This window comes from Candidatus Accumulibacter meliphilus (assembly GCF_036625345.1).
GTDB lineage: Bacteria > Pseudomonadota > Gammaproteobacteria > Burkholderiales > Rhodocyclaceae > Accumulibacter > Accumulibacter meliphilus.
Map to the genome: position 1 here is coordinate 211,346 of NZ_JAZKTZ010000001.1, position 12,290 is coordinate 223,635.

Consider the following 12,290-nt stretch of genomic DNA (forward strand, 5'->3'; position numbering starts at 1 on the left):
ATAACAGCTACCGAGGCACAGTGTGCTCAAAGCGACTCTCGGCAGAACTTGCGACGCCTGTAGTCAACGATGATGCGCATGTCACCCCGTCTGAAACCTGACATGGCAATTACATTTCTGTAATGGGGTTCCGGCGGTACCGCAAGCGGGCACAATCGCGAAAACAGACTTGGCAGAGGGCAACTTACATGAAGATCCTGATTGTCGAAGACGAGCCAAAAATGGGCGATTATCTGAGCAAAGGCCTGCTTGAGGCGGGTTTCGTCGTCGATCTCGCACACGATGGTCTCGACGGCCTGCAGCTGGCGCTGAGCGCCGATTACGACCTGCTTGTTCTCGACGTGATGCTGCCCTCGCTTGACGGCTGGGGAGTGCTGAAAACCGTGCGTCGTAGCGGCCACGAGATGCCGGTACTCTTCCTCACCGCGCGCGACGGCGTGGAAGACCGGGTGCGCGGGCTTGAGCTCGGCGCGGATGACTACCTCGTGAAGCCGTTTGCTTTTTCGGAGCTGCTTGCCCGCGTCCGCACGCTGTTGCGGCGCGGTCGTTCGCAGGAGGTCGAGACGCTACGGGCCGCGGATCTCGAGCTGGATCTGCTGCGCCGCCGGGTAAGCCGCGCGGGAGTACGGATCGATCTCACGGCCAAGGAGTTGGCGCTGCTCGAGCTCCTGCTCCGTCGCCAGGGGCAGGTGTTGCCACGCTCACTGATCGCCTCGCAAGTGTGGGACATGAACTTCGACAGTGATACCAATGTGATCGATGTCGCGGTGCGTCGCCTGCGTGTAAAGGTGGATGAGCCCTTCGAAGCGAAGCTGATCCGCACCGTGCGCGGCATGGGCTACGTACTGGACATTCCGGAGGCCCTCTGAGCATGCGACCGTGGCCGAGGTCGCTGACCACACGGCTGGCGCTGCTCTTCGCGCTTCTGACTGCCATCCTGTTGGTGGTCGTCGTGCTGGTGCAGAGCCATGCCGTTGAAGAACATCTTCGTGAGCTCGACGATCAGGAACTGACTGGCAAGGTGACACTCATCAAGAACCTCCTGCATCGCGCCGAATTGTCCGCAACCCTGCCACGCCGGCTGGACGACGCCTTCATTGGTCACGATAAGCTGGGGGTGGTACTGCGCAACGCAGAGGGCGGGGTAATCTATGGCATTCGCCTGGAGAATTTCGATGAACCTCAGCTCGACGATGGCGCAGCTCTGGATGTGACGACGAGATGGGAGAAAGGTGGCAAGCAATACATCGGGCTGCAAACCACCGTTGAGGCGCTCGATTTCTGGTCCAGACCGACACCCTTGAGGGCCCTGATCGGGCTCGATATCTCACATCAGGTGCGCTTCCTGGAACAGGTGCGCAAGCGCCTGTGGATCGATATTTTCTTCGCCGCGATCATCGCCGCGTTGTTCGCCCTGTTCGCCGCCCACAGCGGGCTCGCGCCGCTACGGCGAATGACGGCTACGGCACGCGGCTTGTCGGCTGAACATCTCGGCGAGCGTCTTGCCGAGCGAGACGCACCGACCGAGGTTCTCGATCTGGTGATCGCGTTCAACGGCATGCTGGAGCGACTGGACGCATCATTTCGCCGCTTGTCCGATTTCTCTGCCGATATTGCGCATGAGTTGCGCACGCCGGTCTCGAACCTGATGACCCAGACCGAAGTCGCCCTGTCGCATGCTCGGAGTCCGGACGAGTATCGGGAAGTCCTCGTGTCCAACCTGGAAGAGTACGAGCGCATTGCGCGGATGGTCAGCGACATGCTGTTTATTGCCCAGGCAGAAGATGGACGTCTGCCGAAAGTGACGGAAACCGTCAATCTGGCCGATCAGGCACGGGCACTCTTTGATTTTTACGAAGCGCTGGCTGATGAGAAGGGCGTGAAGATCGTTCTCGCCGGGGAGGCGAATGTCACTGCTGATCGCGTGATGGTGCGTCGTGCGCTTTCCAACCTGTTGTCGAATGCCCTTCGTCACTCACTGGCCGGAAGCTCCGTCGAGATCTTGATTGCCAGCGAAGCCAGCTCGGCGACGCTGGCAGTGAAGAATCACGGCGATACGATACCGTCCGACCAGTTGTCGCAGATCTTCGAGCGCTTCCATCGCGCAAGTCCAGAGCGGCACCGTCACGGAGAGGGCGCCGGACTGGGGCTGGCCATCACCCTCAGCATCGTCGAGATGCACGGCGGTCGAATCGAGGTGACGTCCGACGCTGGCGTAACGATCTTCACGCTGCATTTGCCGCTAGTCCCGGCAGCACCTCCCGCGAATTCCTGAGCTATCGGTCGTGTCGTCAGGATTTGCTGCCCTCCAACTAGCGCCCGTGGTGGCACCTACCACGACAGGTGACTGAACCGTAATCCTGCAGTCATCTCCTCGTGGGGATCCGACTGGCACCATGGGCAAAGGTAAAGGGTGCTGCAAGGCAAGAACCCGGGCTCGCCAGGCGGCAGATACAGGACATGCGCGAATATTTGGTGCCTGCACGGAATCCAAGGCGACCACTCTCTTCCCTGAAAAAGCCCCGTGCGGGGCTGCTCAACGCTGGTTCTGGACAGGAGAAAATTCGTGAAAGTTAGCGAAGTGGCGAGGCTGGTGGGCGTTACTCCGGATACCGTCCGCTATTACGCGAGCATCCGGTTGCTGGTTCCAGCGATTGACCCTGACAACGGCTATCGTCGTTTCAAGGATGCCGATGTCCATCGCCTGCGCTTTGTTTTGCGCGCCAAGCGTCTCGGCTTCCATCTGGACGAAATTGCCGAAATTCTTGGCGTGGCCGATCGCGGTCGCACGCCTTGCCCCATGGTCAGAGAGATCGTCCAGCGGCGCATCGTCGAAACGCGCGAACGAGTGGCCGAGATGCAGGCCCTGCAGGCACGCCTGGAACTGGCACTGAGCTTGTGGGCGGAAATGCCGAACGGCGAGCCCGACGGTCACGCCACCTGTGCGTTGATCGACGCGACAAGTGACGAGTGCCAACCCACAGCCGACGCTTGACCTGCGAGCGGCCCGCAGGTCCAAGCTGCCTTCTGCGAAAACTGAAAACGGTAACTGAGGCATGGATATGAACCGCGAAAACGATGGCACTGACCGCCGCCCCGCCGAGGGGGGCTGTCGCTCGTGTGGCACCCTCAGCACGGGCCTCTCTGCCGCCCTCAGCGACACCGGGTGCTACTGCGAAGCGTGCTATCTGCATAGTCGCACGCAGGAAGCGAACGCGTCTGCCCACGCCTACGAGGGCTTCGCAGAGGCGCTGGTCGCAGCGCTCGACTTGCGCGAGCACGAGACCGGCCTCCATTCCAAGCGAGTGGCCTGCCACACCCTGGTCCTGGCGCGCTGTTTCACGACGGAAGCAGCGCGCTTGCGCGATGTGTATTGGGGCGCACTGCTCCATGATCTGGGCAAGATCGGCATCGCGGATGCGGTCCTGCTCAAGCCGCAACCGCTCGACGAGAGCGAGTGGATGATCATGCGTACGCATCCGGAGGCCGGGCAGCGCATTTTGAAGCCGATGCCTGCCCTCGACGCAGCCGCCGCAATTGTTTTGTGTCACGAGGAACGCTACGACGGCAGTGGCTACCCGGCCGGGCTACGTGGCAACGAGATTCCGCTTGGTGCGCGATTGTTCGCCGTGATCGACACCCTGGACGCCATGACTTCCGACCGCCCGTACCGGCGCGGCGTCGACTTCGACACGCCGAAAGCGGAGATTGAACGGATGAGCGGCAGCCAGTTCGATCCGCTTGCCGTCGAAGTATTCCTGCAGGAGCAAGCCACCTCAGGGAGATGGTTGCGCTCAAGTGTGGCGCTGCTCGCTTGCCATGAGCGACCTTCCGCAACGTAATCGACCAACCCGCCAAGGAGCAAATTGTGAATTCGCATGAGCCTTCCGCCAACGAAACATCCCCCGCCTCGCCTGGCGCCGGCAACAGCCGACGCGCCACATGGGTGTTCGGCGGCTTCGCCGCTGTCTCGCTGATTCTGCTCGCCGTCGAGCATCGCACGCACGTGCTGGCCTGGGTGCCGTCCTGGTGGCCATGGCTGTTCCTGCTTGCCTGTCCGCTGATGCACATTTTCATGCACGGCGGCCACGGTGGTCATGGTGATCACGATGCTCAAGGCCACACATCCAATAAGGCCGACGACAAATGAGCGACGCGTCATCTTCCTACGGCCTGTGGTCGCTGGTAATCGTCAACTCTGCGGTATTCATCTTCTTCGCCTTCAGTTTCTTCAAGCCGCGCAGCAAGCGCGATTGGCGAACGCTCGGCATGTTTTCGGCATTCATCGTCGCCCTGTTCACCGAGATGTACGGCTTCCCGCTGACCATCTATTTGCTCTCCGGATGGCTGACGCAACAGTTTCCGGGGGTGGATTTCCTCCAGCACGACTCCGGTCACCTGCTGGAAGTGATGTTCGGCTGGCGATCGAACCCGCATTTCGGGCCGTTCCACCTGCTGTCGATGGTCTTCATCGGCGCTGGTTTCTGGCTACTGACTGCGGCGTGGCGCGTACTCTACGCGGCGCAGGCGAGCGGCGTGCTGGCCACTACCGGACCCTATGCGCGCTTGCGCCATCCGCAGTACCTGGGGTTCATCCTGATCATGGTCGGCTTCCTGCTGCAGTGGCCGACGCTAATCACCCTGGCGATGTTCCCCATCATGGTCGTTGTCTACCTGCGCCTTGCACGCCGCGAGGAACGCGACGCGGCGGCAAGCTTCGGCGACGTGTGGCGATCTTACGCGCAGCGCACACCGGCCTTCTTGCCGCTTTGGACCGTCGCTTCCGGGAGCGCACCGGTGAGTTTGAAAGGTGAGGAAGGTCCGTGATGCGTGCCACCAAGCTGGCATTGGCAACCCTGGGCCTTGGTGGGGCGGCAGTGGTCGCGTTGGCCACAGTGCCCCGAGTAGTGGTGGCCGGCACTGCGACGGGCGAATCGACCTACCAGTTCAGTTGCGTCGCCTGCCACGGTGCTGATGGTGCCGGCGTGCTGCCCGGCGTCCCCGATCTGACCGCCAAGGACGGCCCACTGGCAGTCCCCGACGAGGTCCTGATCAAGCGTATCGCCGAAGGCTTTCAGAGCCCCGGGTCGCCAATGGCGATGCCGCCGCGCGGCGGCAACCCTGGCTTGAGCGACGAGGATATCAAGGCAGTCGTGCATTACATGCGTCAGGAATTCAGCATCCGATGACCAAACGAGCACGCCTGGCACTGTGACCAACCTACGCCAGGACCTGACGAAACTTACTCTCGCAAGAAGGAAATCACTATGAAACGCACTTTGAGTCTGGCTGCGACGGCCATAGTCATTACGCTCTCGGCAAAAGCGGCCTGGGCCGGCCTGACGGTCTATATCCCGCTCGGTTCGGCCAACAAGGTCATCGCCGTCGACGCAGCGAGCAATCGCATCACCGCGACCTTCGACGGTGTCGACAACCCGCACGGCCTGGTCGCCACCCCGGATGGCGAATACCTGGTCGCCGGCAGCCTGTCGGAGACACCCTTGCCACAGGGTGCCCCGATCGATACGGCAAACAGCAAGCTGGCGGTGATTCATCCCGCGCACGGCCACGTCATGTCGACCATTCCTGTGGCCGGGTGGACGCATCATCAGGCCATCACGCCCGATGGTCGCTACGTGCTGTCGACGCATCCGACGCGCGGCGGCATCAGTGTCGCCGACCTGACCGAGAACAAGGTCGTCCGCACCGTACCCACCGGGCCGGCGCCGAACTACGCCGTGGTCACCCCCGATGGCAAACGGGTCTACGTCAGCAACAGCGGCAACGGCACGATCAGCGAGATTGATACCGCCGACTGGAAGGTCACACGCACCCTGGTCGCCGGCGCCTCACCAGAGCACATGCTGCTGGCACCCGATCGCAAACGCCTGTACGTGGCCAACGCGCGCAGCGGCGCCGTCAGCGCGGTTTCACTGGAGACCGGCAAGGTCGAGCGCGAATACAAGATGGGCAAGCGCCTGCACGGGCTCGACATCAGCGATGACGGTCGCTGGCTCTTTGTCAGCCTGATCTCCGAAGACAAGCTGGTGGCACTCGACCCGCTGACGGACGAGCGCCGCGTGTTGCCGCTTGCGCCGGCGCCGTATCACCTGGGGGCCGTGCGCGGCACCGGCAAGCTCTACGTCTCCAGTCGCAAGGAGCCGAAGATCTGGGTGGTAGATCAAACCTCGCTGGAAGTGCTGGACACCATCGCCCTACCCGGCGGCGAAGGACATCAGCTGGCAGTGGTGCCTTGAAGAAATAGCGCTTGACCGGTGAGCGACACACAGGTCGAAACTGCTAGCAGGACTACCTTGAAAGGGCTGCCATGGACACGAAGACAAACGAGGCACGGTCGAGCGGGCACGAACATCAGCATCACCAGCCCGAGCATGCTCACGCCACCCACGACTTGCACCCTGGTCACGATGCCGCCGGCGCCAGGACGGTCAAGGATCCGGTTTGCGGCATGTCCGTCACGCTTGGCGCTGGCAAGCCGAGCTTCGAGTACGAGCGTAAGACCTGGCACTTCTGCTCGCAGAAATGCCTCGACAAGTTTGCCGTGGATCCTGCGCACTACCTGACTGGCGCGCACAAGAAGCAAGCGGAGCAAGCGCCTTCAGCGCCGGCCGGCACGCAATACACCTGCCCGATGCACCCCGAAATCGTTCGCGATGCGCCCGGGGATTGCCCGAAATGCGGCATGGCCCTGGAGCCCATCGGCGTTCCGAGCGCTGACGAAGGCCCCAACCCCGAGCTGGTCGATTTCAGGCGCCGGTTCGCGATCGGCGCGGTGCTCACCGTGCCCCTGCTGATCCTGACCATGGGGCCCTTCCTCGGTCTGGGCTTCGTACGCGATCTGCTCGGTGAACGCACGGCGCTATGGGTCGAGCTGGTCCTGAGTACGCCGGTGGTGCTGTGGGCCGGCTGGCCGTTCTTCGTGCGCGGCGTCAAATCGGTCGTCAATCGCAGCCTCAACATGTTCACGCTGATCGGCCTGGGCGTTGGCTCGGCGTATCTGTTCAGCATCGTCGCGGTCCTCTTTCCGGGGCTGTTCCCGGATGGCTTCCGCGACGCGCAGGGGCATGTGGGCGTCTATTTCGAGGCCGGTGCGGTCATTGTTGTCCTGGTTTTGCTCGGGCAGGTGATGGAGCTGGGCGCGCGTGAGCGCACCGGTTCGGCGATCCGCGCGCTGCTCGACCTCGCCGCCAAGACGGCGCACGTGATCCGTGCCGACGGGCGCGAGGAGGAAATCCCTCTTGAGGACGTTGTCGTCGGCGAGCACCTGCGGGTGCGCCCCGGCGACAAGGTGCCGGTCGATGGCATCGTGCGCGAAGGTCACTCGTCGATCGACGAGTCGATGATCTCGGGCGAGCCGGTACCGGTGGAGAAGGTCGCCGGCGACACGGTCACCGGGGCGACGGTCAACGGCACCGGGTCCTTGATCATCGAAGCGCAGCGGGTCGGAGGCGACACCGTGCTCAGCCAGATCGTCGAGATGGTTGCCAACGCGCAACGCTCGCGGGCGCCGATCCAGAAGCTCGCCGACGCGGTCGCCGGCAAGTTCGTTCCGGCAGTGATCGGCATCGCCATCCTGGCGTTCATCGCCTGGGCGACCTGGGGACCGGCACCGGCGCTTTCCTATGCTCTGGTCGCAGCGGTGGCGGTGCTGATCATCGCCTGCCCTTGCGCGCTCGGCCTGGCGACGCCGATGTCGATCATGACCGCCACCGGGCGCGGCGCGCAGGCCGGCGTGCTGATCAAGAACGCCGAAGCGCTGGAGCGCTTCGCCAAGGTCGACACGCTGATCGTCGACAAGACCGGCACGCTGACCGTCGGCAAACCGAAGCTGGTGGCAGTGTTGCCCGCTGCCGGGCACGAGGAAGACGAAGTGCTGCGCCTCGCGGCCAGTCTGGAACGAGGCTCTGAACACCCGCTGGCCGAAGCCATCGTCAGGGGAGCCGAAGAGCGTGGCATCGACCTGGCCAAGGCTGACGAGTTCGAGGCGCTCACCGGCAAAGGTGTGAAGGGCGTCGTCGATGGCCAGGCGGTGGCCCTGGGCAATGCCGCCCTGCTCACTGAACTGGGCCTCGATGGAGGCAGCTTCGTCGGGGCGGCCAACGCCCGCCGCGACGAGGGTGAGACGGTGATGTTCATCCTGATTGGCGCACAAATCGCCGGCCTGGTAAGCGTCGCCGACCCGGTCAAGGAGAGTACGCCCGAAGCACTCAAGGCCCTGCACGCCGAGGGCCTGACGATCATCATGGCCACCGGCGACAACGAACGCACGGCGCGTGCCGTCGCCGGCCGCCTGGGCATCGATGAAATCCGTGCCGACGTACTGCCGGCCGACAAGGCACGGATCATCAAGGATTTGCAGGCCAAAGGCCACCACGTGGCGATGGCCGGCGACGGCGTCAACGATGCGCCGGCACTGGCGCAGGCCGACGTCGGCATCGCCATGGGCACTGGCGCCGACGTGGCCATCGAGAGCGCCGGCTTCACGCTGGTGAAGGGTGACCTCAACGGTATCGTGCGCGCCCGCCGTCTGGCCCGGGCGACGATGCGCAACATCAAACAGAACCTGTTCTTTGCCCTGGTCTACAACGCCGCCGGGGTTCCGGTCGCTGCCGGCATCCTGTATCCCTTCCTGGGCATCCTGGTGTCACCGATTTTTGCCGCCGCGGCGATGAGTCTGTCGTCGATCTCGGTGATTAGCAACGCCTTGCGGCTGCGCAGGATCTCTATCTGATTTGAGGGAGAAAGCGATGCCAATAGAAAGCAAAGTCGAAGACCTGGTGTGCGACATGATGGTCGAGCCGGATAGTTAGGCGATTGCCGGAAAAGAACGTACCAGATTGCGCCGGATTTTCGGTCGGCTTCAAGGCGCGACAACAGGCGCATAGTCGAACTATGTAACTGTTGTCGTAACACAGAAGACGGGCGAAAAGACAAGCAAGATGGTATGTTCTTTGACAGAAATCGCCTTAGTGCTTTTGCTGTCAGGGGCGTGACGGCATCGCCGGCGCGGCCCTCATGACGCTCCGCCTGAGGCTATTTGCTGCTGCGCGTTCCCGTGACGGCGGCGAGGACGCCGAGGCCGATCAGGACCCCGGCACTCAGGTAGTGGCCGGCGCCGCGTAGCCGCCCGTGGCGCAGCAACGCTGGCTGCACCGCACTCGCGGTCAGCACGTAAAGGCAGTCGGTGACGACGGCGATGAACACGAACAGCAATCCCAGAAGCACGCTCTGCAACAGTGCCGACGTCATTGGGTCGACGAACTGCGGCAGGAAGGCGGCGAAAAACAGCGCCGTCTTGGGGTTGAGCAGCGCGACGACAAAGCCATCGCGAAATATCGGCGTAAGCTCGGCGGCGCCGAAAGTGGCCTTGTCCGTCTGCCGTGCAGCGCGTTCGCCGAGCGCTTTGATGCCCAGATAGACAAGATAGGCTGCGCCAGCGTACTTGACGACGGTAAATGCCAGAGCCGAGGCGGCAAACAGCGCCGCCAGGCCGATCGACGCGCCGACGGCGTTGGCCAGGTTGCCGAGCGCGACGCCGGCCAGCGAAACCAGCCCGGCTCGCCGGCCCTGGGCCAGGGTGCGCGCCACGATATAGATCACTCCCGGTCCCGGTGTGGCCGCGAGTACCAGGCTGGCCAGCACGAAGGCGGAAAAAGGGCAGTATTGCGGCAGAGTTGCCGAGCAGCATTTGGCTGCTTTCGCTGATTTGGGTGATCGCGGACATCGCACTTCCCTGGCTGTCGAAGAGATGGATCAAATACAAGGCGATGCGAGCAATCCGTCTGCGGTAAACCTGACAAATTGTCAGCAATCAGCTACCTTGCGCAAAAAAAGCTCCTTTCGGGTTCATTTTTTTTCGCCAGCCGCGTCGTGCAGCTTTTGAATACTGTCTGATATACCCAAACGGTGATGACATGTCGAGACTCTCCTGATGATGAATGTCGTGACCGTTCCCCTCGTTTCCGACCCTTCTCCCGCAGGTGGAGAAGGGAGATTCGTGAGTCGCGGACGCGACTTTCACGGTAAATGTCCGCCAATGGAGGGCCCGGCATGAACAACGGTGGAGGTATCGATCGTTCCCGAGAGCAGCTTTCGTCGACCTGGGCCAGGCAGGTCGTGGAAGCCATACCGATCCCGATGTTCGTGATTGACGCCGAGCACCGCGTCGTGCATTGGAACCGGGCGTGCGAGAAGCTTACCGGGGTTTCTCAGGATTCCGTGCTGGGGACGACGCGAGCGTGGTCCGCGTTCTACCAGAACTCGCGACCGGTGATCGCAGATCTCGCTCTGAATGGCTCACGGCTGGAGGATCTCGAACGCTATTACGCCGGAAAATATCGTCCATCGGCTTCGCTCGAGGACGCTTGGGAGCTCGAAGAGTTCTTCCCGCGGATGCCCGATGGCGGCAAGTGGCTGGTCTTCAGTGCCGCCGCCCTGTACGACGAGAGCGGCGTTGTCGTCGGCGCCGTGGAGACGCTGCGCGACGTCACCGCGCAGCGGGCAGCCGAGCGGGCGGCCAGCGATGCTGCCTTGCTGTTGTCTGAAATCGTTCAGGGCTCGCCGGTGCCGACCTTCGTCATTGACGCCGAGCATCGCGTCACACACTGGAATCGCGCCTGCGAGGCGATCCTCGGGGCGCCGGCCGAGCAGATGGTCGGCTCGCGCGAGCAGTGGCGACCGTTCTATCCGCATCCGCGACCGGTCATGGCCGACCTGGTGCTTGATGCGACGGAGGGCCAAATGGGCGAGCTCTACGCCGACCAGCTGCGACCTTCACCCTTGATCGCCGGTGCCTGGGAAGCCAGGGACTATTTTCCGCAGTTCCCGGGCGGCGGGCGCTGGTTGTACTTCACCGCGGCGCCTCTACACGGCGCCGATGGACGCCCCATTGGCGCCGTCGAGACGCTGCAGGACATCAGCAAGCAAAAGCACTACGAAGTGCAGTTGAAAGCTCTCGCCCGGCAAGACCCGCTCACTGGACTCGCCAACCGCATGGTGCTCGAGGAGCGCATCAATCTCGCCCTGTCGCAGGCGGCGCGACACAAACGCCTGCTGGCACTCGCTTTCCTGGACCTCGATCACTTCAAGCCGATCAATGACGCCATGGGGCATGCGGTCGGTGATGCTCTACTGGTCGAGCTCGCCAAGCGCCTGCTGACGATGGTGCGCACTTCCGACACCGTTGCCCGGATCGGTGGCGACGAGTTCGTCATCGTGCTGGCCGAGCCGGAGTCTCGAGAGGCCGTCGAAGGCGTGATGCAGCGCATCATCGAGACGGTCAGGCAGCCGTTTCAGCTTGACGAGCATTGCGTGCAGGTCGGTTGCAGCATTGGCATCGCGCTCTATCCGGAGGACAGCGATGACCACGGAAGCCTGCTGCGCGACGCCGATGCGGCGATGTATCGTGCCAAGACGGCTGGTCGCAACGGCTACCGCATGCACGCCAGGCAGGTTCAGTAGGTGCAGAGCAGCAGACTGCTTGGCACGCGAACTGGCCCATGGCCAGCTCGCGGCATCGCCGGCAGAGGGAGCGACCTGCGCCCGTTCGCGGTCAAGGAGGATGTCAATCGCGTGCGATGCAGGTCGAGCAAAGTTGACGCAGCTGTGGTTCGAGAACTTCCACCGTGAAATAATGACCAAAGAGCGCTGACCAGAACGGTCAGGCCAGGCGCCTACACGCGGTGCCGATCGATTGCCAACTTGCACCACCCTTTCTCCAGAAAACAAAGGAATCAACATGACGAGCACAGTAACTCTCGGTGGCAACCCATTTCAGGTTAGCGGCGATTTTCCGCAGAAAGGTCAGACGGCCCCTGCGTTCACTCTCGTTGGCAAGGATCTCGCCGACGTTTCGCTGAGCGCTTTTGCCGGTCAGAGGAAGGTCCTGAACATCTTTCCGAGCGTGGACACGCCGACCTGCGCAACGTCGGTGCGTACCTTCAATGCCAAGGCGAGCGGCCTGGCGAACACCGTTGTGCTTTGTATCTCGGCCGATCTGCCGTTTGCGCTGAGCCGTTTCTGCGCTGCCGAGGGTCTCGAGTCGGTGCTGACGTTGTCCACCATGCGCGGTCGCGAGTTCCTCCAGGACTATGGCGTTTCTCTGAGCAACGGTCCGCTGGCCGGCCTCGCCGCGCGGGCAGTGATCGTGCTCGACGGCGACGACCGGGTGCTGCATGGCCAGCTGGTTGCCGAAATCAAGGACGAACCCGATTACGACGCTGCGCTGCAGGCGCTTGCCTGAGCAGCGCCCCTTTGACCTGTTACCGGTC

At 62.8% G+C, this 12,290-nt stretch carries 12 protein-coding genes; 11 read left to right on the forward strand and 1 reads right to left on the reverse strand.

Annotated elements, in window-relative coordinates:
* Positions 1-188: 188 nt before the first annotated feature.
* From V5B40_RS01000 to V5B40_RS01040, 9 genes are all read left to right on the forward strand, one after another.
* Complete coding sequence (locus V5B40_RS01000) at positions 189-869, forward strand: heavy metal response regulator transcription factor (protein ID WP_332352705.1); 681 nt, start codon at positions 189-191, stop codon at positions 867-869.
* Between the two features lie 2 nt (positions 870-871).
* Positions 872-2,275 (forward strand): heavy metal sensor histidine kinase, encoded by a 1,404-nt coding sequence (locus tag V5B40_RS01005; RefSeq protein ID WP_332352706.1) that lies wholly within the window; start codon positions 872-874, stop codon positions 2,273-2,275.
* Between the two features lie 291 nt (positions 2,276-2,566).
* Positions 2,567-2,995: a MerR family DNA-binding protein gene (locus tag V5B40_RS01010; protein ID WP_332352707.1), complete on the forward strand. Its 429-nt coding sequence runs from the start codon at positions 2,567-2,569 to the stop codon at positions 2,993-2,995.
* Positions 2,996-3,056: 61 nt separating this feature from the next.
* A complete protein-coding gene (locus tag V5B40_RS01015; RefSeq protein ID WP_332352708.1) occupies positions 3,057-3,842 on the forward strand; it encodes an HD-GYP domain-containing protein in 786 nt (261 codons plus the stop codon).
* Between the two features lie 26 nt (positions 3,843-3,868).
* Positions 3,869-4,150: a DUF2933 domain-containing protein gene (locus tag V5B40_RS01020; RefSeq protein WP_434735805.1), complete on the forward strand. Its 282-nt coding sequence runs from the start codon at positions 3,869-3,871 to the stop codon at positions 4,148-4,150.
* The gene (locus V5B40_RS01025) at positions 4,147-4,827 is read left to right on the forward strand and encodes a methyltransferase family protein (protein ID WP_332352710.1); all 681 of its coding nucleotides are present in this window, start codon (positions 4,147-4,149) and stop codon (positions 4,825-4,827) included. Before V5B40_RS01020 ends, V5B40_RS01025 begins: the two co-directional genes overlap by 4 nt.
* Positions 4,827-5,189 carry a c-type cytochrome gene (locus tag V5B40_RS01030; protein ID WP_332352712.1) on the forward strand — a complete coding sequence of 121 codons (363 nt, stop codon included), beginning with the start codon at positions 4,827-4,829 and terminating at the stop codon, positions 5,187-5,189. The genes V5B40_RS01025 and V5B40_RS01030 overlap by 1 nt, the downstream gene beginning before the upstream one ends.
* Before the next feature lie 78 nt (positions 5,190-5,267).
* Positions 5,268-6,257 carry a YncE family protein gene (locus tag V5B40_RS01035; RefSeq protein WP_332352713.1) on the forward strand — a complete coding sequence of 330 codons (990 nt, stop codon included), beginning with the start codon at positions 5,268-5,270 and terminating at the stop codon, positions 6,255-6,257.
* Between the two features lie 71 nt (positions 6,258-6,328).
* Positions 6,329-8,752 carry a heavy metal translocating P-type ATPase gene (locus V5B40_RS01040; RefSeq protein WP_332352714.1) on the forward strand — a complete coding sequence of 808 codons (2,424 nt, stop codon included), beginning with the start codon at positions 6,329-6,331 and terminating at the stop codon, positions 8,750-8,752.
* A 302-nt stretch (positions 8,753-9,054) separates the two neighbouring features.
* Here the strand turns inward: V5B40_RS01040 and V5B40_RS01045 are convergent, their stop codons facing one another.
* Positions 9,055-9,693 carry a LysE family translocator gene (locus V5B40_RS01045; protein WP_332353227.1) on the reverse strand — a complete coding sequence of 213 codons (639 nt, stop codon included), beginning with the start codon at positions 9,691-9,693 and terminating at the stop codon, positions 9,055-9,057.
* A 378-nt stretch (positions 9,694-10,071) separates the two neighbouring features.
* Here V5B40_RS01045 and V5B40_RS01050 point away from each other — a divergent pair, with 378 nt between their 5' ends.
* The gene (locus tag V5B40_RS01050; protein ID WP_332352715.1) at positions 10,072-11,481 is read left to right on the forward strand and encodes a sensor domain-containing protein; all 1,410 of its coding nucleotides are present in this window, start codon (positions 10,072-10,074) and stop codon (positions 11,479-11,481) included.
* Positions 11,482-11,758: 277 nt separating this feature from the next.
* On the forward strand, positions 11,759-12,262 hold the full coding sequence (tpx, locus tag V5B40_RS01055; protein ID WP_332352716.1) for a thiol peroxidase: 504 nt from the start codon (positions 11,759-11,761) through the stop codon (positions 12,260-12,262).
* Positions 12,263-12,290: the final 28 nt, after the last annotated feature.